Origin of the sequence: Aquamicrobium ahrensii (assembly GCF_040545755.1) — a bacterium.
In the GTDB taxonomy this organism is placed as follows: Bacteria; Pseudomonadota; Alphaproteobacteria; order Rhizobiales; family Rhizobiaceae; genus Mesorhizobium; species Mesorhizobium ahrensii.
On record NZ_JBEPMN010000016.1, the window covers coordinates 1 to 25,664 of the forward strand.

At 60.9% G+C, this 25,664-nt stretch carries 23 protein-coding genes, 2 tRNA genes and 2 pseudogenes; 14 read left to right on the forward strand and 13 right to left on the reverse strand.

What is annotated here, in order from left to right; translation table 11 throughout:
* Positions 1-90 precede the first annotated feature (90 nt).
* Complete coding sequence (locus ABID44_RS15965; RefSeq protein WP_354152704.1) at positions 91-2,664, reverse strand: hypothetical protein; 2,574 nt, start codon at positions 2,662-2,664, stop codon at positions 91-93.
* A gap of 214 nt (positions 2,665-2,878) precedes the next feature.
* Between ABID44_RS15965 and ABID44_RS15970 the strand changes: the two genes are divergently transcribed.
* On the forward strand, positions 2,879-3,442 hold the full coding sequence (locus ABID44_RS15970; protein WP_354152763.1) for a recombinase family protein: 564 nt from the start codon (positions 2,879-2,881) through the stop codon (positions 3,440-3,442).
* 11 nt (positions 3,443-3,453) lie between these two features.
* On the opposite strand, the gene ABID44_RS15975 is transcribed toward ABID44_RS15970, so the two are convergent.
* Positions 3,454-4,596 carry a GGDEF domain-containing protein gene (locus tag ABID44_RS15975; RefSeq protein ID WP_354152705.1) on the reverse strand — a complete coding sequence of 381 codons (1,143 nt, stop codon included), beginning with the start codon at positions 4,594-4,596 and terminating at the stop codon, positions 3,454-3,456.
* Between the two features lie 222 nt (positions 4,597-4,818).
* Between ABID44_RS15975 and ABID44_RS15980 the strand changes: the two genes are divergently transcribed.
* From ABID44_RS15980 to ABID44_RS16010, 7 genes and pseudogenes are all read left to right on the forward strand, one after another.
* The gene (locus tag ABID44_RS15980) at positions 4,819-6,102 is read left to right on the forward strand and encodes a hypothetical protein (RefSeq protein WP_354152706.1); all 1,284 of its coding nucleotides are present in this window, start codon (positions 4,819-4,821) and stop codon (positions 6,100-6,102) included.
* 30 nt (positions 6,103-6,132) lie between these two features.
* Entirely contained in the window at positions 6,133-6,753 is a 621-nt protein-coding gene (locus tag ABID44_RS15985) for a hypothetical protein (RefSeq protein ID WP_354152707.1), read from the forward strand.
* The gene (locus ABID44_RS15990; protein WP_354152708.1) at positions 6,750-7,142 is read left to right on the forward strand and encodes a DUF6232 family protein; all 393 of its coding nucleotides are present in this window, start codon (positions 6,750-6,752) and stop codon (positions 7,140-7,142) included. The genes ABID44_RS15985 and ABID44_RS15990 overlap by 4 nt, the downstream gene beginning before the upstream one ends.
* Positions 7,139-9,124, forward strand: coding sequence for a type IV secretory system conjugative DNA transfer family protein (locus ABID44_RS15995; RefSeq protein WP_354152709.1), 1,986 nt, complete (start codon positions 7,139-7,141; stop codon positions 9,122-9,124). Before ABID44_RS15990 ends, ABID44_RS15995 begins: the two co-directional genes overlap by 4 nt.
* Complete coding sequence (locus tag ABID44_RS16000) at positions 9,121-9,642, forward strand: hypothetical protein (RefSeq protein WP_354152710.1); 522 nt, start codon at positions 9,121-9,123, stop codon at positions 9,640-9,642. Before ABID44_RS15995 ends, ABID44_RS16000 begins: the two co-directional genes overlap by 4 nt.
* 65 nt (positions 9,643-9,707) lie before the next feature.
* Positions 9,708-10,049, forward strand: coding sequence for a hypothetical protein (locus ABID44_RS16005; RefSeq protein ID WP_354152711.1), 342 nt, complete (start codon positions 9,708-9,710; stop codon positions 10,047-10,049).
* Positions 10,050-10,075: 26 nt separating this feature from the next.
* Positions 10,076-10,468, forward strand: a pseudogene (locus ABID44_RS16010) (recombinase family protein); the annotation flags it as partial.
* Here the strand turns inward: ABID44_RS16010 and ABID44_RS16015 are convergent.
* Positions 10,397-10,579: a hypothetical protein gene (locus ABID44_RS16015; protein ID WP_354152712.1), complete on the reverse strand. Its 183-nt coding sequence runs from the start codon at positions 10,577-10,579 to the stop codon at positions 10,397-10,399. The pseudogene ABID44_RS16010 and the gene ABID44_RS16015 overlap by 72 nt on opposite strands.
* A gap of 87 nt (positions 10,580-10,666) precedes the next feature.
* Between ABID44_RS16015 and ABID44_RS16020 the strand changes: the two are divergent.
* A pseudogene (locus ABID44_RS16020) lies at positions 10,667-11,080 on the forward strand (recombinase zinc beta ribbon domain-containing protein); the annotation flags it as partial.
* A 496-nt stretch (positions 11,081-11,576) separates the two neighbouring features.
* Here the strand turns inward: ABID44_RS16020 and ABID44_RS16025 are convergent.
* Positions 11,577-11,653: transfer RNA gene (locus ABID44_RS16025), tRNA-Arg, on the reverse strand.
* Positions 11,654-11,788: 135 nt separating this feature from the next.
* On the reverse strand, positions 11,789-12,997 hold the full coding sequence (locus ABID44_RS16030; RefSeq protein ID WP_354152713.1) for a BaiN/RdsA family NAD(P)/FAD-dependent oxidoreductase: 1,209 nt from the start codon (positions 12,995-12,997) through the stop codon (positions 11,789-11,791).
* Between the two features lie 124 nt (positions 12,998-13,121).
* Here ABID44_RS16030 and ABID44_RS16035 point away from each other — a divergent pair, with 124 nt between their 5' ends.
* Positions 13,122-13,763 carry an IMPACT family protein gene (locus tag ABID44_RS16035; RefSeq protein ID WP_378226611.1) on the forward strand — a complete coding sequence of 214 codons (642 nt, stop codon included), beginning with the start codon at positions 13,122-13,124 and terminating at the stop codon, positions 13,761-13,763.
* Positions 13,764-13,901: 138 nt separating this feature from the next.
* The gene (fghA, locus tag ABID44_RS16040) at positions 13,902-14,735 is read left to right on the forward strand and encodes an S-formylglutathione hydrolase (RefSeq protein WP_354152714.1); all 834 of its coding nucleotides are present in this window, start codon (positions 13,902-13,904) and stop codon (positions 14,733-14,735) included.
* A gap of 110 nt (positions 14,736-14,845) precedes the next feature.
* Here the strand turns inward: fghA and ABID44_RS16045 are convergent, their stop codons facing one another.
* The 4 genes from ABID44_RS16045 to ABID44_RS16060 all read right to left on the reverse strand — a co-directional run bounded on the left by ABID44_RS16045 (position 14,846) and on the right by ABID44_RS16060 (position 16,304).
* Positions 14,846-15,238, reverse strand: a complete 393-nt coding sequence (locus ABID44_RS16045) for a GFA family protein (protein ID WP_354152715.1) — start codon at positions 15,236-15,238, stop codon at positions 14,846-14,848.
* A gap of 82 nt (positions 15,239-15,320) precedes the next feature.
* The gene (locus ABID44_RS16050) at positions 15,321-15,740 is read right to left on the reverse strand and encodes a PaaI family thioesterase (RefSeq protein WP_354152716.1); all 420 of its coding nucleotides are present in this window, start codon (positions 15,738-15,740) and stop codon (positions 15,321-15,323) included.
* Between the two features lie 126 nt (positions 15,741-15,866).
* Positions 15,867-16,022: a hypothetical protein gene (locus tag ABID44_RS16055; RefSeq protein WP_354152717.1), complete on the reverse strand. Its 156-nt coding sequence runs from the start codon at positions 16,020-16,022 to the stop codon at positions 15,867-15,869.
* Between the two features lie 206 nt (positions 16,023-16,228).
* Positions 16,229-16,304 (reverse strand) — tRNA-Thr (locus ABID44_RS16060).
* Between the two features lie 224 nt (positions 16,305-16,528).
* Here ABID44_RS16060 and ABID44_RS16065 point away from each other — a divergent pair.
* On the forward strand, positions 16,529-17,626 hold the full coding sequence (locus ABID44_RS16065; RefSeq protein WP_354152718.1) for a hypothetical protein: 1,098 nt from the start codon (positions 16,529-16,531) through the stop codon (positions 17,624-17,626).
* A gap of 8 nt (positions 17,627-17,634) precedes the next feature.
* Here ABID44_RS16065 and ABID44_RS16070 read toward each other — a convergent pair whose 3' ends face one another.
* Together ABID44_RS16070 and ABID44_RS16075 are read right to left on the reverse strand one after the other, a co-directional pair.
* Entirely contained in the window at positions 17,635-19,239 is a 1,605-nt protein-coding gene (locus ABID44_RS16070; protein WP_354152719.1) for a cisplatin damage response ATP-dependent DNA ligase, read from the reverse strand.
* Between the two features lie 5 nt (positions 19,240-19,244).
* Positions 19,245-20,255, reverse strand: a complete 1,011-nt coding sequence (locus ABID44_RS16075) for a ligase-associated DNA damage response exonuclease (protein ID WP_354152720.1) — start codon at positions 20,253-20,255, stop codon at positions 19,245-19,247.
* Between the two features lie 133 nt (positions 20,256-20,388).
* Here ABID44_RS16075 and ABID44_RS16080 point away from each other — a divergent pair, with 133 nt between their 5' ends.
* Together ABID44_RS16080 and pdeM are read left to right on the forward strand one after the other, a co-directional pair.
* Positions 20,389-22,908: a ligase-associated DNA damage response DEXH box helicase gene (locus ABID44_RS16080; RefSeq protein WP_354152721.1), complete on the forward strand. Its 2,520-nt coding sequence runs from the start codon at positions 20,389-20,391 to the stop codon at positions 22,906-22,908.
* Positions 22,905-23,615: a ligase-associated DNA damage response endonuclease PdeM gene (pdeM, locus tag ABID44_RS16085; protein WP_354152722.1), complete on the forward strand. Its 711-nt coding sequence runs from the start codon at positions 22,905-22,907 to the stop codon at positions 23,613-23,615. The genes ABID44_RS16080 and pdeM overlap by 4 nt, the downstream gene beginning before the upstream one ends.
* 78 nt (positions 23,616-23,693) lie before the next feature.
* On the opposite strand, the gene ABID44_RS16090 is transcribed toward pdeM, so the two are convergent.
* Both ABID44_RS16090 and ABID44_RS16095 read right to left on the reverse strand, forming a co-directional pair.
* A complete protein-coding gene (locus ABID44_RS16090) occupies positions 23,694-24,461 on the reverse strand; it encodes a TIGR02186 family protein (RefSeq protein ID WP_378226613.1) in 768 nt (255 codons plus the stop codon).
* Positions 24,462-24,490: 29 nt separating this feature from the next.
* Positions 24,491-25,414: a sulfite exporter TauE/SafE family protein gene (locus tag ABID44_RS16095; protein WP_354152724.1), complete on the reverse strand. Its 924-nt coding sequence runs from the start codon at positions 25,412-25,414 to the stop codon at positions 24,491-24,493.
* Positions 25,415-25,664: the final 250 nt, after the last annotated feature.

Sequence of the window (25,664 nt, forward strand, 5' to 3'; positions counted from 1 at the left end):
GGCCGAGAACCGTCTGCGTGTCTTCATGCTGGATCGTCCTTTTCATCGGTCGATCCACCTTATGCCCCTGTCTCGGAAACCGGGACCACCTCAGACTGCATCAGGCACAAACTGCTGGGCATAGCGCAAGTCCGCCGCGTAGATGTGATCAGGCAGCAAGCCGATTGAATTGAAGTACGCGCACAATATTTTAGGATGACTATTGCAGACAAATCCATCAGTGTCCGTTCCCCCCCCCACAGTGGTCTGAACGACACACGTAGCGGAGGTTGCAGTGTACACGTTCTGATCAGACCCGGTGGGTATGTTGTGGGTGATTGGAGTGCATCTGACATTATTGCCTGTACCAGCCGGGCAAGCGGGCGGAATGGTAGAAAAGTTAAGGCCGACCTCCACCCAATATCCTGGGCATGCATGGGTGTTGCAAGCCTGCGAGGTGGAGCATGCACCTCCACAGTGAGAACAGGCGACCGAAGCTCCATCATTTTGTCGAATGCAGCTACGCGTAGCTGATTGTGTCCCGCCACCGCATGATGCCGAACATCCGCCCCACACCCACGTGCCATAGGCATAGGTGGCGGACTGAACAGAGCAGGACTGATGAATATAAGAGCCGCTCAAGGAGCCGTTGCTGCACGCTCTGGATTGACTTGCGCAACTGCTACCCCAAGGAACCGACGCACTCTGATATGCCGTTATGGAAGCACCATGCGCAACGGTCCCGCCCCAGGGACGAGAGCACGAGGACGGCGCATTCACCGAGCAGCTCTGGTGCGTGTACGAGCCGGAGAGCGAGCCGTTGTTGCACGAGCGCTGCTGGCTGGCACACGTGCCCCCGTAGGCAACGCTTGAGCTTTGATAGGCGGTTACGCTTGCATTGTGATTGACTGTTGCACCCCACGGTGACGTGCAATTGCTGGCGGCCTGAACGGTACAGGTCTGATGGGTATAGGAACCAGAGAGAACGCCAAGGGAGCAGCTGCGAGTCTGCGAGGCGCAATTGCTGCCATAAGACACGCTGGCACTTTGATATGCCGTGATCGAGCCGCCATGCGCAACTGTCCCGCCCCATGGGCGGGCACAGCTCCAGCCCGTCGCGTTGATTGAGAGGTTTGCAACCGCCGACACGCTCCCCGTCCGCACGGTGAGTGTGCCGTTATAGGCTCCGTCATTACTCGCACGAGGGCGAACGTCAATGACACATGTGCCGTTGTACGCCAGGCTTCGTCCGCTGCATCCGTCTCCGATGTGAGAACCCGATGAATAAAATTGGAAATTTGTGGCGTTAGACAGTTGTGAGGCCAACATAGGCCCCGTTTCGACCTCGCCTATGTTCCGCACGATAAAACTGATCGGGCTCCCATAACCGGGGTTCCCCGGCGTCGTGATCGTACCCGATTGCGATGGCGGCGTAATGCTCAACTGAGTTGGTGTGAAGTTGCGCGTACGTACCGTCCAGCTTTTACGCACGCCACTCACGGAAAGCGCAAATGTATAGGTCGTTTCCGGTACAGGTGCAGCCGTTGCGCGCAAAGCAATTGCATCGCCCGCCGTAATGGTGCTGCTTGTTCCGGCAGGCGCGCCATTGATGACGAGAATCGCGGCCCCTTCGACTATTTCAATATCCCGCTGGTTCAGAAAGCCGGAAAAGCTGATGGAATTGGACGTGTATTGCTGCCCCAGCATAGCATTGGTAACAGGATCGAAATTACTGTCGGAAAAAGCCGACGTTCCAACCTCAGTCCAGCCTGTGTCCATGCAAATCTGCACGACACCCAGCGACATACGCATCATACCGATGGTCTGCGCGGTGCAGGCCTCTTCGGGAAGTTCCTCCAATCGGGCTTGCGAAGCCTGCGGCAGCAGGAAGCTGCCATAGGGCATCAGGCGAATGATATCGTCGCTGCCCGCCGGTTTGTTGACGTCCGGCGCTTCATCAACCCAATCCTCACAGGTTGTCTGAAACACACGGTCGGGTCCCGAACTGATAACTGCGATAGCGATTCCTGTTTCCGTATTGCCACCGCGCAGGCGGTTTGCCTCTTCGCCTCCGCACCCCTCGTCCTTGAGCCGTTCGCCGTGATCCCAAGCGCAGTACCCATAGGCACCGCCCCATGGATCAAGAGCGCTCACGCCAACATCAGGCGGAATAACCCCGCCGCCGGTGGGGCTTGCCTCTCCACCCTCCGCGTAGGCCACAGGCTCAATAATCCCATCGCCATCGCAATCGGCGTTTTCACGCGACAAGGAGTGACGGGAAACAAGAACCGATGCCGCGAGCATATCATTTTCGGCAACTGTATATTTCGTGACGCGCTGCATCCCCGACACGGGACCCTTTAGGACGGTTGTAACAACCGTACCCATCACGCCGACCAGAGCGATTGCACCAAATAAAGCGAAGAAAATGTTTCCAGATTGGCTCTCACGCACATCTACGGGTGCGCGTTGTTTGTCACGCTGGCCGCGCCTGGCGAGCCATGAGATCAAAGAACCGAGGACAAGTCCAAGCGCGAACAGCAATCCCAAAGCAATGTAAACGGCGACGATGGGCTCAAGTCGCGATGCAAGGCCGTGCATGTTCGCGTACAATACGCCATAAGCCGCAATGAGGATCGCAGCAACGAACAAGCATTTCATTACATTGTTTACAATTTCGCGCAAAATCCTCCCCTTTTGTTGCTTTCACTTTCCCACATAAATTCATTAAAATACAATCATTATTTTTTGAGGTCCCAGTATCAATCAAGAACATATAGAATACTTACATGGGATTTATAAGGAAACCCTCTGCTACCGCTCCCCTATCAAAAGGGAGGTTTTTGCTGCTCCCGGCCACGACGAGCCACTATCCTCTCGTCTCCATCGACCTTCGAAAATCGGCTACGCCCGCGTTTCCACGTCCGAGCAAAATCTTGATTTACAGATTGATGCGCTCAACGCGGCAGGGTGCACCCGGATTTTCAGCGATACCGCATCCGGCGTAAAAGCTGACCGCCAGGGACTTACGCAGGCCCTCGCACAATGTTGCAGCGGCGATATGCTTGTTGCATGGAAACTGGACCGCCTCGGCCGCAGCCTAATCGATCTGGTGGCCCTGGTCGAAGAGCTGCGAAGGCGGGACATCGGCTTGCGCGTCCTAACTGGCCTGGGCGCTATGATCGACACAACCAAGGCGGATGGGCGGATGATTTTAGGCATCTTCGCCGTTTTAGCGGAGTTCGAGCGGGAACTGATCCGCGAGCGTACTGCAGCGGGGCTGGCAGCGGCGCGTGCACGAGGCGCGCGCCTTGGACGTCCAGCCAAGCTTACGCCGTCACAAATTGAGCAAGCACGGATCTGGCTTGATCAGCGCCATAGAACACGCAAGCAAATCGCTACACATTTTAACGTGCATATTGCGACGCTTCGTAGGGCGATCAACTCGGGACCGAAGAACTAACTGCCGCTTCCTTATGACCACACTCTCAAGGTCGAAACGGGGCTTAACATGTCGCTGCGCGACAGGTGGCGTGGGCCTATGGCCGTAATGTTTCCGCCCCTCGCCTTCGCATCCCTCATGCCGCGTCCGGCGCGAACCGCCATATCAAGGGACGGTTCTTGCGGCCTGAGCCCCGCGATACCGATGCTGACTGTTACCCGTAGGTCGGCTGCTACCTGCTTCCAGCCGAAATCTTGAACGTTTTTGAGTAGCCGCCCCATGAGTTGGATCGTCGTGTCCTCATCCTCCTTGGCTAAGGCAATAAAGAAAGTATCGTCGCCGCAGCGGCCAGTTTTCTGGTGCAGTCCTTTAACGGCATCCTCGGCGAGCATGCCAACAATTTCGATGACCTGATCGCCAACGGTGTGCGTGTAAACCTTGTTGATCTTGGTCAGATCATCGATATCGATGATGCAAAGCGTCCCGCAGGGGGGAGATGAATGCGCTCCAATAAACTTTGCGGCGTCATTCTCGACAAATGCTCTGCCGATAATTTTGTCTTCGGAAGGATCGATGGGCGAACCCGACAGAGTCGCATCATCGGCATTCGCCGCTTGAACGGGGCGATCATCCAGAATCAATCCGAATTCAGATTTCAGTTCCAAATTGAGCTGGCCCGCCCTTTCCATCGCAGTGCGTTGCTCGGCAAGAGCCGCGACACGCGCTTTCACCTGATGGCGGATTTCCTTCGGGTTGGCCGCGATCAAGTCGCGGAAGCGGAATTCCAGTTTCGGCGGCCAGATAGCGGGGGCATCAACGACGACATCGTTGCCGATCACCTGAAAGAGTGTCCCCCGTAGTTCGTCAAACTCGTCGGTTATGCAGCACAGGAAATACAGCGCACGAGTCATTTCCTCGTCGCCATCGCCGGTATTCTTGAGCGTTGTGATAATCTTGTGCGGCTCTCTGGCCGACCACACAGCACCTGACACCTCTTTGGCCAGATTTATGAACTGGCTTTTCTTTTCCTGCACGACGCCCTTTTGAAAATTTGCAAAGCGCCGGTCCAGTGCAATGCCAAGCGCTTTGCGCAGAAGGATAGCTTTCCCGCTCTCCCGTAAAGAAAACAGCTCTTGGGTTACATTGGCAAACACCGGATAATCTGGATGAATCATGGTTTGGCCCCGCACGGAAATTTGCGCGCATTAAATCCAACCGCGCGCCACGTTCAAGGCGACTGACTAGCGCCTACCTGCAACTCACCCAAAATAGCGTCACTATCGGATAGCCTATCCTGCGGATAGCGCTTGCCACCTCTTATGCCTGACCACAGGGACCCACCTCACCGAAGCGCGGTGAGGCGGCCCGAAGGATCACGACCACAAAGGGGTGTGCCGATGACCTCGACGGATCACAAGTCAACGAGCCGGGAGCCGGTCGAGCTTCCCAGACAAAAGCTGCCGCCCTTCCTTGATCTGGCTTTACCTGGCGTCGCCATCGGCAGCAGCATCATCTTAACAACGGGCCTGTTCGCCATTGTGGAAGGCAGCGATTTTTTGGCTTATGCCAAATTTATCGCCATAGGCATCATGGCGGCGATTGTCTCCTACGGGGTCAATAAGCTCGCCATAGAGAACGGCGCGCCGCTGGCGGCGCGGCGATTTCGCGGGGCGGCGCTTGCCAGCGTGCTCTCAATCCTGGCCGTGGGCAGTGGATTGTTCGCGGGCACTTATCCCGGCCTGGTCCTACCGCATGTCGCAGAGCGCCAGTTGCAAGAGCACGGCATCGCGCTGGATAATCATATAGCTGCGCAAACTGCCAGCTCTGCGCAGGCATCGCGGATCGTGCCAGCCCTGCGCGCCATCGTGGGCGACCTTCAGGAAAAGGCCGCCTGCGAAATTGCTTCGGGTTGTGTATCCGGAAGCTCCGGCGGCTACGGTACGGTAGCCCGCGCGATGGAAGAACTGGCGGGCCGCGCCGCCGCCATCGGACGCGAGGTTGATGCCGGTCTTGCAGCGCGGCAAACCCATGCCGGAACGCTCAATGCGTTGATGAGCGATTTTCAAACGGCACTCGCGGATGAGAATGCCAATATCCGGGAGCGCCGCTCCCAGGCACAGGTGATCGACGCAAAAATCCGCCAGGAACTCGGCGAGCTGGGCGAGGCGCTGCCGGTCACATTGGTATCGGCTTACGCGGAAGAGCTACAGGGCGGTGCCGATATCGCCGGACGCACGGATACCACGGTCCGTCTGAACGGTATTCTTGTCCGCCACGGCGAGAGCCTTAGCGTTGTTGCCGCTTCGTCGGCGCAGCCGCTGACAAGCGCCCCTGCCTTTCCCAAGCGCACGGGGGTATCCGACACCTTCGCTTATATCGGCAGCTTCCTGCCCATCGCCGCTGTTGCCGCGACGGTCGATCTGATCTTTCCCGTAACCCTCTGGTTCTACACCTACTGGCAGTTGGTATGGCGCAAGCACATCCAACTCCATGAACTGGAGCTTGGTGATAGCCCCAGCCCGGTAGAGCCGCTTTCGCCGCGTGCTGACCGAAACGCCCCGCACCCTGGCGGCGAACCGCTTCACCCACCCCATCACGGTGATGGCAAACGCCCGAACGGGGGGCGACGTGCCAACGGCCACGCCGGAAGCAATCACCGCACGCGCGGCGGTGATCACTGATTTTTCTCCCTAAACGAAAGGATAAACGCCATGTTCTTCGGCCCCTTCAAAGACATCGTCCCTCCCAGTGTGTTGGCCGGCTTGCTGGTCTGGAGCGGCGTCAACTATCTCCTTATTGGCCCCACCATCGGGGGGCGCATCGTCCTGGCGGATTACTTACCGGCCTGCACGGCCAATGTGCAGGCGATGGCTGAACAAGCGCGCGATCAAGAACTGGCCTCGCTGTCATTGCCGAGCATCGACTATCAAGCCGAGCATGCTCTGCGGCAGGCAGAAGGCTTGCTGAACAGCCCCTTCATGGGCTGGGCGGCTGGGGCAAGCCAGGGAATGGCGGATGCTTTCGGCCTCGACGTTCATGGCAGCCTTGGCGCTGCCCGGCAGCAATACGAGGCCGGGAAGCGCGCGGCGGGAGCCGCCTATGAAACCGCGCAAGAGAGAATTCGCTCCGCAACGGCAGCCCGTCTCGCGTCGGCTGATGATCTTTGCGCATGTATCGCGCAAACGGCGATTGAAGAAAGCCGCACCGATTGGGCCATCTTCACCGGCACGTTGATGTTCTACACGCCAGCACCGGTCGATGCCTTTGAAGTCAAGATGGGCGCGGTGGCGCGAAGCGGCACGTGCGAGAGCAATGAGGGAGCATCTCGATGAACGATGCGACCTTCTTTAGCGGCGGCGGCTTCATCGTTACCGACAGACTTCTGCGCACGCCGCGCAAGACCTATTCGATCCACCGTATCGAGTATGTGTCAGTCGAACGGCCTCTGCTGCTCTTCGTGCTACCGCCGATGATCGGGCTGATTGGCTTCGCCATCGTCTTCCGTCGCTATCTGTATGCGAGTGAGATCATTACCCTGATCGGCGTGTGCGCGCTCGCAGCAACCATCGCTTTCCTTTTTGGCACGTTGCGCGTCCATTCGCTTGCCCTGCGCGATAGCGAGGTGGCATCCAGCCTCGGCTTGATAACGACGCTGCGCCATGTGCGCAGCGCGGTAGAAAAAGCGATGGCCTTTGCCGAGCACCGGACGGATGCGCCATGAGCGTTCCGATCCATCCACGCTCCGGCCCGATTAATCGCATGGCAATGACCTCGGGGCTCTTCGGAGTGGCTGCGTGGCATTTGGGGGCATCGCCGTTGTCATGGCTGTGTCTTGCCGTTGCCTCGTTAGCCGGTCTGGGCGCGATCATCGGCATGGTTCGGGATTACAGCTTGCGCCGTAATCTGGAACGGGCAGCGCAGGCATCTGCCGATCATGGCGCTGCAAGGCAGGCGAGTTGGGAAGAGCTGGTCGCGCGCGGGATGAACGATGCCGCCAGCGGCAACTTCCTTGGTTTGTTTGAAGAGCTTGCGCCAGCGTTTGCTCCGCCGCGTACGCCATTCTCTCTGATCGAAATGCCGCCTGGTGTCGGCAAGACAGTAAACTATGTCATCGGCTCCATCCTGCATCAGGCACGGCTGGGAAAATCGCTCTTCATTCCCGATGTGAAATGCGAACTCGCACCTATGCTCGTCCGCGCCTTGCGGGACAGGAACATCGAAGTCTGGTGCATCAATCCGGCGGGCGCGCATAAGGAGCTGTGCGGGGATACCCCGCTCAATCTCTATCAGGCGGTGCTGGACGCTGCCCATGCGCAGGATGCGTTCCGGCAGGATGCCATCAAACTGGCATTCGATCTGGCCAATCTGCATTTGCCGGAAAACAAGAACGGCGAGAATGCCAATGTGTATTTCATCAATGGCTCGCGCCGCTGCATCGCGCTTGCGATCTTAAGCCAGGCTTTGGTCGATCCGGCGCGCTGCACCCCCTCGGATGTATTCGCCCTGCTGAACGATCCGGTCAGCTTTCAAAAGCGGCTGGTTTTCCTGCGCCATGAATTGCTCCGGCTCATGCCGGACGATCCCATTGCCGCATTCCTGCACGCAGAAAGCGGCGGGCTGCTGCGGCTCTTTCAGGATAACCCCGAGAACGCCTCGTCCTTCCTCGAAGGCGCAACGCAGCGGCTCCTGACTTTCAATCAAGGCGGGCGGATGGCGGGTTATGGCCGCACTGCCAGCCACAACATCGCGGACATGCGCCTTCGCCAGATTGTCGTGTTCGTGATGGCCCCGCTCAGCCATGCCCGCGATTTTGCACCGGTCGTCTCTCTTCTCACTCATAGCTTGCTGGAAGCGGCCAAGCGTTACCCGGCGGACCACCCCATCCATATTGTCGGGGAAGAGGCGCTGAATTTCCGCTTTGCCGATCTTGCCTCCGACATGGAAACGATGCGCGGCCTGAAAATTTCGGCCGATCTCTATATCCAGTCCTTTGACGGGTTGGTGCGCAAATACGGACGCGAGGCGGCAAGCGCCATCGAATCCTATTGCGATATCAAGATCTATGCTGGACTGAACTCATTGGCGCGGGCCAAGCATGTGTCCGACATGCTGGCGGAATCCACCATCCGCCGCCAAGACTATTCTTACCGGGCGGAAGCGGACGGCATCAATGTGTCGAGCCGCGAGCTGGGACGGCGGCTGATGACCGCTGATGAAATCCTCGCCATGGACCGCAGCAAAGCATGGGTCTTCGTGCGCGGCCTACGTCCCCTATGCCTTTCGATGGTGGACTATGGGCGCATCTCGCCTTGGCGCGATGAGGTTGAGGATAACCCGCTGGAAGGCACGCGTCTATTGGGTGCGCCCCTCTTCGCCATTCGGTACGCGACGGACGACGGCAAAGCGCGGCTACAAGAAGAACTCGCTCCGTTGCCGAGGAACGAACGGCGCATTGTAGCACTGGTGAGGGGCAAGCACCTGCTGTGGGTGCCGCCGGTACTGGCACTGTTCTTCATCGACCCTGCGAGCCTTTCAACCCCGCACCTGCGCTTTGCCGGGGTCTATAGCGAGTTGCACTCCACGCGGCATTACCATTCCTGCGATTATCTCGGACTGCATTCACGCCGGATCGTCCCACCGGACGGCAAGTGTCCGCTGATCGCCTTCTTTACCGCCCCAGCCTCTCAGAGGAGCGAACCATGAGGTACCGCCTCAATCTCGATGCCCCGTTTTTGGCCGCATCCACCATGCAGAGCGAAACCCCGTCCAACGATCAAACGACACAGTTTCAGAAATCGGTGGCCGATCTTCCTCCCGAAGCACATTTACGCCGCCCTGCGGTATCAATGCGCGCCGCTGGCGCGGATTATTCCGGCGAAACGATGGCCCGCTATATCAGCGGCCTCGAAGCACGGATGGCTGCGCATCTGCGCAAGCATGCCCCGCGCTGGCATGACATCGAAACCCGAAAGATACTGCTGCGCTGGTCTGCCCCCCAGCTCAAGCCGCCTGCGCCGCGTTGGGCTCCGCGCATCGACCGGCAGAGCGAGGCGCAGGACTATGCCGCAGCGCTATTGGGCGAGCGCCTGCGCTCGCGGATGCACAAAATCGCTGACATCCGCATTGCGCGCACGCTTGGGGCATACGGCCAGGTCGATCCTCTGCGCCTGATTTATGGGCGCTCGACCGCACCGCAGCAAGGAAAACGGCAGAAACTCTAGGGTTTTTGGGCCATATTTCTTGTAATAAACAACTAAAGGTTGTATTATGAAAAGAGGGAATTGGTATGAATGAAGTAATCAATGGCAACAAAAATAGTAATGTTACGGGATTATTCAATTCTAATTCTCGACCTATAGTTTCGATTGACGTAGAAAGATACAAACACTTAATTGACGACCCAGCTATTGGCGAGGACGAGAAGGAAGCGTTCTTGCACGCGCTCTGGTCAATCATCGTCGCCTTCGTTGACCTCGGTTTTGGTGTCCACCCTCTCCAAGAGGTCTGCGGGGAAAGTGAACACGCGGTGGACGAGTTGAACGAAGTGTTTGACAGAGCAAAGCGGACGGATTCGAATTGCAAAAACAAGGTTGATGGCAGTCCGGCAGGTGGGCTGGAGATGGAATGAGCACACACGAAAAACAGCACGAGGATATGACCAAGGCAGTTATCTACTGCCGTGTGTCCAGCGCCAAGCAAACGGTGCGCGGGGACGGCCTTGGATCACAAGAAACAAGATGCCGCGAGTTTGCGAAATACAAGGGCTATGAGGTCGTTGGCGTTTTTCAGGACGATACGTCCGGTAGCCTGACATCGCGCCCCGGCATGCAGTCCATGCTGTCATTTCTGCGTAAGCAGCGCAAAGAGCCTCACGCTGTCATTATTGACGATATTAGCCGGCTGGCGCGCGGGCTAATGGCGCACTTTGAATTGAGGGTGCAGATCGGTGATGCGGGCGGCGTATTGGTCAGCCCGTCAATCGAATTTGGCGAGGATTCCGACTCCCAGCTTGTCGAGAACCTTCTCGCGTCGGTATCGCAGCATCAGCGCCAGAAGAACGGCGAACAGACCGTCAACCGCATGCGCGCCCGTATTCAGAATGGCTACTGGGTGTTCCAGGCTCCCGTGGGCTATCGCTATGAGCGGGAAAGCGGCCATGGGAAGCTACTTGTCCGTGATGAGCCCAATGCGTCCATCTTGCAGGAAGCTTTCGAAGGCTACGCCTCTGGCCGGTTTGAAACGCAGGTGGAAGTTAAACGCTTCCTTGAGCGCCATCCGAGTTTTCCTAAAGACCTGCCCAATGGCGAAATCCGCAATCAGCGTGTCCACGATCTACTCACGCGCACCGTTTATACCGGATATGTCGAAGCCCCCAACTGGGGTGTTGGTCTCCGTGAGGGCAAGCATGAGGGTATCATCACGCTCGACACGTTCGAGAAGATGCAAGCCCGACTGAAAAGCACGGCCAAGGCTCCGGCGCGCAAAGATATTAACGCGGACTTCCCGCTGCGTGGCTTCATCCTGTGCGACGACTGCAACAAGCCACTGACGGCGTGCTGGTCGCAGGGAAAGCACCGCAAATATCCCTATTACTTGTGCGCCACCAAAGGCTGCGCGAGCTATCGCAAATCCATTAACCGCGACGAGTTGGAGCGCGAGTTCGAAATGGTTCTGCAAGGACTGGAACCGGCAGAGACGATGTTTCAATTGGTCAAGACGATGTTCAGAGATGCGTGGGATATGCGGCTGGGGCAGGCCACGCAGATCGTAAAAGCACTTAAAGCGAACGTCGGGAAGCTGGAATCACAGATTGATACGCTGCTAGACCGCATTGTTGATTCCGGCAGCGCCTCAGTGATTGCGGCCTATGAGAAGAAGATTGCCAAGCTGGAACGAGAGAAGGCTCTTGCCCTCGAAAAATTGGCTTCGAGCGGCAAACCACAGAGGACCCTGGAGGAGTCGTTCGAACACGCTCTCCAATTTCTCTCAAGCCCTTGGACTATATGGAACAATTCCGATCTGATCGGCAAGAGAACGGTGCTGCGGCTGGCTTTTTTGGAGCCAATTGCCTACAGCCGAAATGAAGGACTTCGAACACCAAATGTAGCCTTTCCGTTCAAGGCTTTAGGTGTGATTTACAGTGGTAAATGTGAGATGGCGCACCCGACAGGATTCGAACCTGTGACCTTCGCCTTCGGAGGGCGACACTCTATCCAGCTGAGCTACGGGTGCCTGATAGTGCGTGCAACCTCTTAGACGATCCGCAACGGTCCATCAACGGCGCAGATGATGAAAAACTGCGTTTATCCTGAACTCAGTCAAATACGCAGAAGAAGGAAGGCGTCCGGCTGCGCCGTCGCAGGCGGGTCACACCGCATTTTCAGCGATCGCGGTCCCCGCCGCCCAGCCCGAGGCCCATGCCCACTGGAAATTGTAGCCGCCGAGCCAGCCCGTCACGTCCACGACCTCGCCTATGAAATAGAGACCGGGCACGGCTTTGGTCTCCATGGTGCGCGAATCGATGCATGCCGTGTCGACGCCGCCGAGCGTCACTTCCGCCGTGCGGTAGCCTTCGGTTCCCACAGGATAAAGCTCCCAGTTCCGGAGCAAGCCGGCGATTTCCGCGAGCTTCCTGTCGGATGTCTCGCCCAGCGTGCCGCCCCATCCCTGTTTCCCGGCCATGTAGGTGGCGAGACGCTTGGGCAGTATCTCGCCTAGCGCGGTCTGAATGCTTCTGCGTCCGTTTTCCCGCTTGGCCGCGCATAGCAGCGCGCCGATGTCGGTCAATGGAAGGAAGGCCGCCCGGATCGGCTGCGTCTCGCGCCAATAGGAGGAAATCTGAAGGATAGCCGGGCCCGACAGGCCGCGATGGGTGAACAGCAGCGCTTCCTCGAAGGCCGCCTTGCCGCAGGATATACGCACATTTGCCGCAACGCCCGCAATTTCGCGAAAACCGGAGAGAACGTCCTCCCCGAAGGTCAGCGGCACCAGGCCGGGCCGGGTTTCTGTCACCGCAAGCCCGAACTGTCTGGCGATCTGGTAGCCGAGGCCGGTTGCGCCCATTTTGGGGATCGATTTCCCGCCGCAGGCAACCACGAACTGACGGCAGCGGACGGTCGCCGCACGCTCGCCACCCAGTGTCACGACAAAGCCGGCGTCATCGCCCTCAACGCGTTCGAGCGTTGTCGAAAGCCGCATTTCGCAGCCGGCCTGCGCCATTTCCTTCACCAGCAAGGCGATGATGTCCCTGGAGGAATGGTCGCAAAAGAGCTGCCCCAGCGTCTTTTCATGATAGGCGACGCCATGCTTCTCGATCAGCGCAATGAAGTGTTGTGGCGTATAACGGCCAAGAGCGGACTTGGCGAAGTGGGGGTTGCCGGAAATGAAATTGCGCGCGCTCGCCCCGAGATTGGTGAAATTGCAGCGGCCACCGCCGGAAATGCGAATCTTCTCGCCCGGCGCCCTGGCATGATCGAGGATCAGCACCCTGCCGCCGCGCGCGGCGGCGTGGATGGCGCACATCATTCCGGCCGCGCCGGCGCCCAGGATCACGGTATCGAAAGTCTCACGCCGCATGGATGGTTTCCGGAATGCGCAAGGGGCCTGCATCCGGTGGATGGCCCCTCTCCGACGATCCGGTAGACGATCCGGGGGCCGGCATCAACAACGCTCGCTGCAAATCGCCTCAGGTCATCCCGGTATGGCTGAAATGCCGCGCAGGCCCTATGAGGAGAACATGACCACGCTCCACACGCTTGCCGCCACAGAAAGCGCCCGGCAGGACATTCGGAAAAGCCGCTTTCTTGCGGTCGCCGGGCAAATCGATTCGGAAGCGGGCGCCAAGGCGTTCATCACGGCGCATTGCGATCCATCCGCCAACCACAACTGCTGGGCCTGGCGGCTCGGCCAGACCTACCGCTTCAGCGATGACGGCGAGCCTTCCGGCACAGCAGGCAAGCCGATCCTGCAGGCAATCGACGGCCAGTCACTGGACCGCGTGGCCGTGGTCGTTACGCGCTGGTTCGGCGGCGTTCTTCTGGGCGGCGGCGGGCTGATCCGCGCCTATGGCGGAACCGCCGCGATATGCCTGCGCACCGCCGCCAAGACGCCGCTCATCGAGACCGCAGAGCTGAGTGTCACCTGTCTTTTTCCGGACCTCGCCCTTGTCAAGGCGCGGCTGGGAGCCATGCCGGCGGCACAGGTGAAAGCGGAGAAATACACCGATACGGGCGGCGAACTCACCGTTTCAATCCCTCTTTCGGAACTCGAACAGACGCTCTCGCTGATTGCTGATCTCACCAGCGGACGCGCCGTGATTTCCACATCGCCGCGGATCGGTTGACGGCAACCGGCCCCTCCTTGACCTTTCCGGGTTTGTGGGCTCAGTTGCGGCCCACATCGGGCCATGGGCGCGAGCATCGGAGCAATACAGCGGGGGCAGGACCGCCCTCCCCTGTCGCCAAACCGGAGGAATTGCGGAATGAAGACGGTTTCCACCTCGAAGGTGCATGGCGGCGTTCAGGGCGTTTATTCGCACGCTTCGGACAGTTGCGCCTGCGACATGACCTTCGCCGTTTTCGTGCCGCCGCAGGCCAGCAACGAGCCGCTACCCGTGTTGTGGTACCTGTCCGGTCTCACCTGCACCCATGCGAACGTCATGGACAAGGGCGAATACCGCCGCATGGCCGCCGAACTGGGCCTGATGATCGTATGCCCCGATACGAGCCCGCGCGGCGAAACCGTTCCCGACGAAAAGGACAACTGGCAGTTTGGTTCAGGCGCGGGATTTTATGTCGACGCCACCGAGGCGCCTTATGCGAAAAACTATCGCATGTATTCCTACATCACCGAGGAACTGCCCGCCCTGATCGCCGCCAATTTCCCCGCCGACATCGAGCGGCAGGGCATTTTCGGCCATTCGATGGGGGGGCATGGCGCTCTCACCATAGCGCTGAAAAACCCGGAACGGTTTCGCAGTTGCAGCGCCTTCGCCCCGATCGCCCAGCCCAGCACGGCTGGATGGTCGCGGCCTGCGCTGGAGAAATATCTCGGCGCGGATGAGGCGAACTGGCGTGCATATGACGCAACGCTGTTGATCGAGGACGGTAACCGTTTCCCGGAACTTCTGGTCGATCAGGGCACGGCCGACGGTTTTCTCGACGAAGGCCTGCGCCCATGGCTGCTGGAGGACGCATGCCGGGAGGCAAGCATGGCGCTGACCCTGCGCATGCAGGAAGGCTACGACCATTCCTACAACTTCATTTCGACCTTCATGGACGATCATCTGAAGTGGCACGCGCAACGTCTGCGCTGACTGACAAGTTCAGGCCCAAAGCGGCTCTGGGCTGACGTTTTGCCCGCCTTCCACAATATGTGGCGGCGGACACTCAATTTTGCCGAATCGACTCCGGTTGCCGGCAGCGCTTAATCCTCGAAACGGCTGGCGGCGTCGCGGTCTCGTTCATATCGTTTCCCGAGCGGAAACGGCGGCAACCAGGACTCGCGGCGCATAGTCCACAATTCGTAGGTCGGCCTCAACTGGTCAGGAGCGTCCAGAGAGCCGAGGTTCACCTCGATCTCGTCCGCACTGCGCGCAAAAACGGGCGATCCGCAACGGGGGCAGAAAAACCGCCCCTCGTAGTCGCGCGTTGCGCCCTCGACCGTCACCGCTTCCTGAGGGAATATCGCAGAAGCGTGAAAAAGAGCCCCATGATGCTTGCGGCAGCCGAGACAATGACAAAGGCCGACCCGGTACGGGCGTCCCGACGCCACAATCCGGACATCGCCGCACAGGCAACCGCCGGTGAACCTGTCCATGCCGCATCTCCTCCAAAATCAGGCCCTAGGCGCAGCCGCTACTCATGTGGAAACCGGACGCCGCGCGCAGGCCGGGCATCCGTCAGTCAGCCGGGACAGCGACTGATATTATCGTCCCCTGCGCAACTGCACAGAGGTGGGAGCCGCTATCTTCGTTCGACAGGATTTCGCATTGACAGACAGCCTGCCGCTTTCCTTTTCCGATCGTGCGTGCGCGCGCCATCAGATAGCCGCCCCGCGCAGGCCGGATGTAGTTGATCTTGAACTCGGACGTCAAAGCGTCGCCGCCAAGGGCGACGCCGCCCGCAAAGGTCAGTGCATTATCGGCAAGATAGCTCAACACGCCCCCATGGACAAAGCCATGCTGTTGCCGGTGGTGGCCGGAAACGTGCAGTCCTATATCGGCATGATCAGAACCGACGGACACCAGTTCCGCCCCTATCCATCGGGTGAAGGGCTGAGAGTTGAAAATTTCCGCCGCAAAGGCTTGCACGTCGGACATTGGCAGGCTTCCTGATTTTCAAAAGTCGCTCAGCCCCCGGCGCCCATCATTCCATGCTTTGGATATGACGCAACCCTGCCGACACGAAAAAGCCGCCCGAAGGCGACCCTTACCGGTTCGTTGGGGTCAGGCCCTCGACACCGCAACGATCAGATAGAACACGATAAAGGTGGCGGCGATCGCCAGCAGCGTGATGGTCTGCGCGAAGCCTATGGTGAACGCGCCCGCGACTATCAGAGCAAGCGCCAGGACAAGAAAAAGCACGAGAACAGGTTTAGGCATGAAAAGATCTCCTTTCCTGTCGCCAGTAGCACCGGCATGTGTGTCCGGCCTATAGCCACGACTGTGACAGAATGTCGGACCGCCTGCAAAAGGTCCATTCCGCCAATGCTTTCGGCTTGCATGCCAGTAGCCAACCAGCCTGCCGCGTTCCGGACAAGGACGAGGCGCGCATCGATTGGGAATGAAAGTGAACCATTCAGGAAAAGTGGTGCCGCTTGTCAGACTCGAACTGACGACCTCCGCATTACGAATGCGATGCTCTACCAACTGAGCTAAAGCGGCCCGGAAGGACAAGCCTTCGAGGATGCGGGCGTGATAACCGCAAGCCCGTGCGAATTCAAGTGGGCCGGTAAAAATCACGGCAGATTGTTGGCGCACGCGCATTTCACGGCGAATACTGCATGCGCCCGCGCCGGTATCGACCGCGCCTCACGCCAACAAAGTTGATTGATCCGCGTTCTGCGGGTAACCATCAACGCAACACAAGTTGTCACAAGGATTCCGGCTTGGACCCGATCGAAAAAGCGATTCGGAACGCCCTCGAAAAAGGCGACGCCGGTGACCGGTCCTTCCGCGAGAAGGTGTACCGGTCGGCCTTCTCCGCGCTCGACCGGGCGCTGCAGGCCAACCCGAACGTCACGGTCGAGACGGCCATCAACCGCCGCAAGGCCATGCAGGCCAAGATCGCCGAAATCGAGGCGCAATTCCTGCCCGCGCCGGACAATACCGAACCTTCCACGGCGCAGAACGGCATCGCGCCGGACATCGACACCCCGGACAGGTCTTCGGCCGCGCGTGGCCGGGGCAGCGAGCCTGCGCTCGAAGCGAGGGATCGCAGAGTAGGAGAGGCTTCCGACGGATATGTGATGCCCGTCGTGCCCGACATCATCCCCGAGGGCCCCCTGCCACGCAACGTCGCCGAGCCGGAGCCTGATCGGGCGCCGCGTCGCAGGCGCCCGCGCAAGCGCGGCCTGCCCGCCCTGTTCGCGGGCCTCACGCTGATTGTCGTGATCGGCCTCGGCGCCTGGTGGCTGTTGCAATCCGGGGCACTGCGAACGCCCGAGCAGCGCGGCGAAGTGCCGGTGCCGCCGGCCAGCGTCGAGGACGAGGATTTTTCGCCCTCGGGATCGGGTGCGCCCCTGCGGACCGCTCAAGGGGAGTTTTCCGGCGAATGGATCACCGTCTTCACGCCGCTCGATCCGACGACGGTCTCCACCCCCTCGGACGCCAGCGCGCAAGTGATGGAAGACGACAGCGGCACATTCCTGCGCGTGCGTTCGGGCGCTTCCGGCTCCGCCGTTTCCTTCGACGTGGGCCAGGGCATACTGGACGAGGTTTCCGGCTCGAAGGCGGTTTTCGTGCTGGTGGCCCGCGCCGAGGACGGCAAGACAACGCAAATCTCCATCGACTGCAATTTCGGCGAACTCGGCGATTGCGGCCGCAAGCGCTATGAAGTCGGGCGCGAACGCGGGGAATATCTGTTCGACGTGCAGTTCCCCGACAAACGCGCCGGGGCCGCCGGCACCATAGCCATCAATTCCGATGTCGAGAACCAGGGCAACGCCATCGACATCTACGAGATCAGGGTTTCGCCCAATCAGTAAGCAAATGCTTACTGATTGAGAAGCGCCCTGAGCGTCTCGATGCGGTCGGCTTCCGCCGACGGCTTGTCCCAGCGCAGCCGCGAAATGCGCGGAAAACGCATGGCCACGCCCGACTTGTGGCGCGTGGAGCGGTTCAGCCCCTCAAACGCCACCTCCAGCACCAGCCCGTTCCCCCGGTCGGCGCGAACGGCCCGCACCGGGCCGAAGCGATCGATGGTATTGTCGCGCACATATTTGTCTATTCTGCGCAGTTCCTCGTCGGTGAAGCCGAAATAGGCCTTGCCGACCGGCACCAGTTCCTCCTCGCCTTCCGGTCCGGCCCAAACGCCGAACGTATAGTCGGAATAGAAAGAGGAACGCTTGCCATGGCCGCGCTGCGCATACATCAGCACGGCGTCGACGGTGTGCGGGTCGCGCTTCCATTTGAACCATGGACCCTTGGGCCGTCCCGCGAGATAGGACGAGTCCCAGCGCTTCAGCATCACGCCCTCGATAATGGGATGAGGGGGTGCGGTGCGAAGCTGTTCGAGCGCTTCCCGGCCATCGAATGCGACCAGCGGCGACAGGTCGAAGCGGGTCGGTTCGAGACCTGCGACGAAAGCTTCCAGCCGCGCGCGACGCTCGCGGAAGGGCAGTGCGCGCAGATCCTCGCGGCCCAGTTGCATGAGATCGTAGCAACGCACGAAAGCCGGATAATTCTGCATGATCTTCGACGAAACCGTCTTGCGGTTCAAGCGCTGCTGAAGGTCGGAAAACGTGCCGGTGGCGGCGGGCAAGCCGACCAGAAGCTCGCCATCGATGACAGCCTCGAAATCGATGGCGTCGGCCAGGTCGGGAAAGGCGCGGGAAATGTCGTCGCCGGTGCGCGAATAAAGCCTCCGCACACCGCCTTCCGCCGATACCTGCACGCGGATGCCGTCCCATTTCCATTCGGCGGCGTAATGCGCGGGATCGAGTTTTTCGAGATCGCCGTCGCCAACGGGATTGGCGAGCATGACCGGACGAAACAGCGCAAAAGCCGCGCGTTCAGGCTTCGGGGCGCGTCCTTCCAGCCAGGCGAACAGCCCGGTATAGGGCGGTTCGAGACCGTGCCACAGTTCCTCAATTTCGGCCACATCCACCGATCCGAAATCGGCGAGGGCCTGCTTGGCGAGACGGGCCGACACCCCGATGCGCAGGCCGCCGGTGACCAGCTTGATGATGGCGAAACGCGCGGGGATGTCGGACCGGTCGAGCAGGCCGGCCAGAACTTTCGGCCCGTCGGAACGGCTGGCGGACTGTAATTTCGCGATCACTTCGGCAAGCGTCATGTGATGGGCGGGCGTTGCGTCACCATCGTGCGGCGTCGGCCACACCAGCGATACGGTCTCGGCAAGATCGCCGACATAGTCGTATGAATAGCCGAACAGAACCGGATCGATGCGCTCGGTGACCAGCGCGCGCAGCATGGCCGGCTTCACGGCCGCGATGGACAGGTCGCCGGTGATGGCGGCCAGCGCCAGGCCGCGATCCGGGTCCTCGGTCTCGCGGAAATAGTCCGTCAGCAGCTTGAGCTTGCCATTGCGTGAGGGGGTCAGCACAAGCCGGTCGAGGAGTTCGGCGAAACGCTTCATGCCGTTCAGTCCCCCTCGTCTTCATAGCCGACGAGGTGCAAGGGACGGGCGCTGACGCCCTGCAATTCGCACCAGCGCACCAGCGCCTCCTCGCGCCCATGCGTCACCCATACTTCACCCGCGCCTGTTTCGGTGATGGTCTGGCACAGTTCGTCCCAGTCGCAATGATCCGAGAGAATCAGCGGCAGTTCCACGCCGCGCTGTCTGGCGCGCTGGCGGATGCGCATCCAGCCGGAGGCGAAGCAGGCGACAGGATCGGGAAAGCGCCGCGCCCAGCGGTCGGCGAACGCCGATGGCGGGCCAATCACCACGGCTCCGGCAAATTCGCCCTTGCGGCCCGCCTCCACCGTCGCGGGCTCCAGCGGGCCAAGATCGACGCCTTCGGCCTGATAATAGTCGCTGAGCTTCGCCAATGCGCCATGGATATGGATCGGCCGGTCGTAACCGGCCTGCCGCAGTTCCTTCATCACGCGCTGCGCCTTGCCAAGCGCATAGGCTCCGACGAGATGGCTGCGTTCGGGAAACTGCGCCACCGACTTCAACAGCCGGCCGATTTCCTCCTGCGGCGGCGGATGGCGGAAGACGGGCAGCGCAAAAGTCGCCTCGGTGATGAAGACATCGCAGGGCACGAGTTCGAAGGGCGCACAGGTGGCGTCCGGGGTGCGCTTGTAATCGCCGGAAGCGACGATGCGCAGGCCGTCTTTCTCTACCGCGATCTGGGCCGAACCCAGCACATGACCGGCCGGATGAAAGGTGACGGAAATGCCGCCGACATCGATCTTTTCGCCCAGGGCCGCAGCCTGCCGGCTCCGGGCAAAATCCTCTCCATAGCGCAGCGCCATGATGTCGAGCGTCTGGCGCGTGGCCAGCACATGGGTGTGGCCGGCCCGCGCGTGGTCGGAATGGCCGTGGGTGATCAGCGCGCGCTCCACCGGGCGCACCGGATCGATGAAGAAATCGCCGGGCGGGCAATAAAGCCCTTCAGGGCGTGGCTGGAGCAGATCGCTGGGGCGCATGGCTCACAGATAGGTCGTTTTGGCACCGCGGAAAGGCCGCACTGTGCCTGTGCGCCACCATCCGTGCAAGCAAATGATCCTGTTTTGTTCTTTTTGCTTGGCGATCCGCCCTGCCCGCGCTACCTGTGGAAGCGTGACCGCGAAGCCAGAGCCCTTGCACGAAACGGCCGTCGCCCGCCTGCCCGAGCCGTTCCTGAAATGGTTCGCGGCCAAGGGCTGGTCGCCGCGCGCCCATCAGCTCGAACTGCTGTCGCGCGCGCAGGCCGGGCGATCCACCCTGCTGATCGCACCCACGGGCGCCGGCAAGACGCTGGCCGGTTTCCTGCCTTCGCTGACCGAGCTGGCCGGGCGGCCGAAGCGAAAGCCGGGCGAAGCGCATCGCGGAATCCACACGCTCTACATCTCGCCGCTCAAGGCGCTGGCGGTGGACATCGAGCGCAATCTCGGCAAGCCCGTTGCTGAAATCGGCCTGCCTGTCGCTATCGAGACGCGCACCGGAGATACGCCGGCCCACAAGCGCCAGCGCCAGAAACTGGTTCCACCCGACATTCTGCTCACCACACCTGAACAACTTGCCCTGCTGATCGCCGCACCTGACGCAAAGCGCTTCTTCGAGGATCTGCGCTTCGTCATCTTCGACGAGTTGCATTCGCTGGTGACCTCCAAGCGCGGCCATCTGCTTTCGCTTGGCCTCGCACGGCTGCGCGCCATCGTGCCGGGGCTCCAGACCATCGGCCTTTCCGCCACCGTGGCCGAGCCGGACGACCTGCGCCGCTGGCTGGTGTCGCAGAACCCTCCGGGCGAGATGGCCGGTCTGATCACGGTGGCCGGCGGGGCGAAACCCGCCATCTCCATTCTCGAATCGGAAGAGCGCGTGCCATGGGCGGGCCATTCGGCGCGCTACGCCATCCCCGAGATTTATGAGGAAATCAGTCGGCACAGAACGACGCTTTTGTTCGTCAACACCCGCAGCCAGGCGGAGATGCTGTTTCAGGAGCTGTGGCGCGCCAATGAACACGCGCTGCCCATCGCGCTGCATCACGGCTCGCTCGATGTCGGCCAGCGGCGGCGTGTTGAAAAGGCCATGGCCGACAATGCGCTGCGCGCCATCGTCGCCACCTCGACGCTCGATCTCGGCATCGACTGGGGCGACGTCGATCTGGTCATCCATGTCGGCGCGCCGAAGGGAGCCAGCCGGCTCGCCCAGCGCATCGGCCGTTCCAACCACCGCATGGACGAGCCGTCGAAGGCGATCCTCATTCCGGCCAACCGCTTCGAGGTGCTGGAATGCCGCGCCGCGCTGGACGCCAATTATCTCGGCGCTCAGGACACGCCGCCGCTGCTTGCCGGCGCGCTGGACGTGCTGGCTCAGCATGTACTGGGCACAGCCTGCGCCGGTCCGTTCGACGCCGATGCGCTTTACGGGGAAGTGCGCTCCGCCGCGCCCTATGCTGCGCTCGACCGCGCCACTTTCGACCGCGTGGTCGATTTCGTCGCCACCGGAGGCTATTCGCTCCGGAATTATGAACGCTATGCCCGCATCCGCAAGACGAAAGAGGGGCTGTGGCGCATCACCCATCCGCGCATCGCGCAGCAATACCGGCTCAATGTCGGCACCATCGTCGAGATGCCGGAACTGAATGTGCGCTATGTGCGGCCGGGTCGCGGGCTGGCAGGTCATGGCGGACGGGTGCTGGGCAAGGTGGAGGAGTATTTCGCGGAGACGCTGCGGCCTGGCGACAATTTCCTGTTCGCCGGCAAGATCCTGCGCTTCGAAGGCATACGCGAGAATGAATGCGTGGTGTCGGCCGGCTCCGGCGCCAACATAATCGTGCCGAGCTATGCCGGCGGCAAGTTTCCGCTTTCCACCTATCTGGCCGATCAGGTGCGCGCCATGTTGGCCGACCCGGACAGATGGTCGACGCTGCCCGAACAGGTGTCCGCCTGGCTGCGTCTGCAAAAGGAAAAATCCATGCTGCCGAAACGCGGCGACCTTCTGGTCGAGACCTTTCCGCGCGGCGACCGGCACTACATGGTGTGCTATCCGTTCGAGGGCAGGCTGGCGCATCAGACGCTCGGCATGCTGCTGACGCGCCGTCTGGAGCGGGCCAACGCCCGCCCCCTCGGCTTCGTCGCCACCGATTATTCGCTGGCCATCTGGGCCCTGGACGATATGGGCGCGCTGTTTTGGGCGAAGAAGCCCTCGCTTGCCGAACTTTTCGACGAGGACATGCTGGGCGACGATCTCGAAGCCTGGCTCAACGACAGCTGGATGCTCAAGCGCACCTTCCGCAATTGCGCGGTGATTTCGGGCCTGATCGAAAAGCGCTTTCCGGGTCAGGAAAAGACCGGACGGCAGGTGACGGTTTCGGCGGATCTGATCTACGATGTGCTGCGCAGCCACGAGCCGGATCATATCTTGTTGCAGGCGACGCGGGCCGACGCCGGGGCCGGCCTGCTCGACGTCAGCCGGCTTGGCGACATGCTCTCGCGCGTGCACGGGCGAATCGTGCATAAACCGCTTGAGCAGATTTCGCCGCTGGCGGTGCCGGTCATGCTGGAGATCGGCAGGGAAACGGTCAATGGCGACGCCAACGACAGTTTGTTGATGGAGGCGGCCGAACTGGTCGATGAAGCGATGGGACACAGATGAATCTTTCGCCGGCCGCCATGACGCCCGACGCCGAACTGATCGCCATCGCCGGCGAACGCGCCGTGTGCGATGCGCGCGGCGTGCTCTATTTCCCGGAAATGGAGATGCTCGCCGTATCGGACCTGCATCTGGAAAAGGGATCTTCACTGGCCCGGCGTGGCGCGCTCCTGCCGCCCTATGACACGATCGCCACGCTGGCGCGGTTGCAGGAAGCGCTCGACCGCTATCGGCCGCGCATCGTCGTCAGCCTCGGCGATTCCTTCCACGACGGCGAGGCCGCCGGCCGTCTGCACCCCGCCTTTCGCGAACGGCTGGAAGCGATGATGGCGGCGCGCGACTGGTTCTGGATCGCCGGCAACCACGATCCGGACGCCCCGGCGGACCTGCCCGGCGAGACGGTGCGGGAGCTTGCCATCGGTGCGCTGCTGTTCAGGCATGAACCCTCCCGCACAGCGGTGGGAGGAGAAATCGCCGGCCATCTTCACCCCTGCGCGCGTATCGTCCAGCGCGGCCGCTCGGTCCGGCGACGCTGCTTCGCCAGCGACGGCGTGCGCATGGTGATGCCGGCCTTCGGCGCCTATACCGGCTCGCTCAACGTGCTCGATCACGCCTATGCGGGCCTGTTCCGCCGCGACAGCCTGATGGCCTACATGATGGGCCGTGATCGCGTCTTCGCGATCGCCGGCGGGATGCTGAAGCCCGGCTGAAATGTCCCGACCGGATCGTTCCCCGGTTTCACGGAAGGCTGGAAGCACGCCGGGTGTTCCCATCCGGCGGCGAATGGCTCAATCCCTGCGGAACACGATGCTGCCCAGCCAGCCCACGGCCATGGCGAAAGCCACCGACAGCGCGCCATAGAAGAAGCCGTGATTGTGGGCGAGGCGGAACACCGCCTGCTCGAAGCCCGCCTTGCGGATCTCGAGCTGGGCCGAGCTTTCCTTCGCAAAAAGGCCGTTCTTGAACAGGAAGGCCCGCGCCTTGTGGGTGCCGACCGGCGCGTCGGGCGCAAGGCGCACCGTGGCCCGAAACAGGTTCTGCGACAGGAAGCGCACGCCGCCGACATTCTCGCTATAAAGCCCGGCGGCCACCTTCCTGTCACGCAATGCCCTGGTGAACTCGGCGATGGTGGGAGGGCTGCCCTCGGGATCGGCAGGCTGCAGGTAGATGTTGTTGGCGCCGAGCGAGAGCTGGCGATAGCTGATCGGCTCGGTGATGTCCTGGAATGGCCGCGTCGTGGCCACTGAATAGGAAACCGGCACGTTCTCGAATTCTTCTGACTGGAGGTTGACCCAGACGCCGAGCACGCGGGACTTGCGTCGCACGACGATGCGTCTGGACGGGCCTTCAAGCACCACGATCACATCATAGCGCCCCTGCCGGGCCACTTCCGGATCGGCATTTTCCAGCGAGCCGAAAATGGTGAGGTCCGCGCCGGAAAACCCGGCGGTGATCGAGATATGCTCGGTGGACAGCCCGATCTGTATGCCTTCCGGATTGGGGTTCTGCGCGGCTGCGGCGACCAGCCCGGCAATCATCGCCGCAAGCGCCAGCATACACCGAAGGAACAGGGAGCGCGCCGCCATCAGCCCATCCCCGGTATGCTGAGCGAGTAGATATTGTCCGGCTTGATGAACAGGTCCACCGCCAGCCGCAACGCCACCGCCAACACCATCAGGGCCAGCAGCGCGCGCAACTGTTCGCCGCGCAGCTTCTGGCCCGCCTTGACGCCATATTGAGCGCCGGCGACGCCACCCACCATCAACAGCATGGCCAACACGATATCGACGGTGAAATTCGTCGTGGCATGCACAAGCGTCGTATAGGCGGACGTAAAGATGATCTGGAACAGCGAGGTGCCGACGACCACATTCGTCGGCACGCGCAGCAGATAGATCAGCGCCGGCACCATGATGAAGCCGCCGCCCACACCCATGATCGACGACAGGAAGCCGATGATGGCCCCGATGCCGAGCACGGGGATAACGCTGACGAACAATTTGGAGGTTCGGAATCGCATCTTGAGCGGCAGACGGTGAATCCAGTTGTGCTGGCCGGGGCGCTTCAGGCCGGTCGGCGCGCCGCCGCGGGCTGCACGCAGCGAATTGACGCTCTCCACCAGCATGAGCCCACCGACCGAACCCAGAAGAATTACGTAGAGCAGCGAAATGAACAGGTCGAGCTGACCGAGACTTCGCAGGAGCGAGAACACGTAAACGCCCGCCGTCGAACCGACGATGCCCCCCGCCAGCAGCATGAAGCCCAGCTTGAAGTCGAGCGTGCCCCGCTTCATGTGCGACATTGCGCCTGAGAAGGACGAACCGATCACCTGATTGGCGCCGGTGGCGACGGCGATGGCCGGGGGGATGTTGTAGAAGATAAGCAGCGGCGTGATCAGGAACCCGCCGCCGACGCCGAACAGGCCCGACAGGAAGCCGACCGCCGCGCCCATCGTCAGCAGTACGAAGACATTGACCGAAAGTTCCGCAATCGGGAGATAGATGCCCACCCGTCTGTTCCAATCAACCGTCGTTTCCGGACCGCATCATACCGCCGAAAAGCTAACCTCTTCTTGCACAGGAACCGCGGGCGGTATTTTGCCCGCCGCGGATTTGAAACCAGAAATATCTCAATCAGTTAACAGGCAAATATATGGCAAGGCATCGCAATAGCGACGCTAAGCACGCATATTTGCGGGGTCGGACCAATTTGTCGCCGGAATGGCGACTGCCCGAAAGACGCGGCGAACGAATAGACGG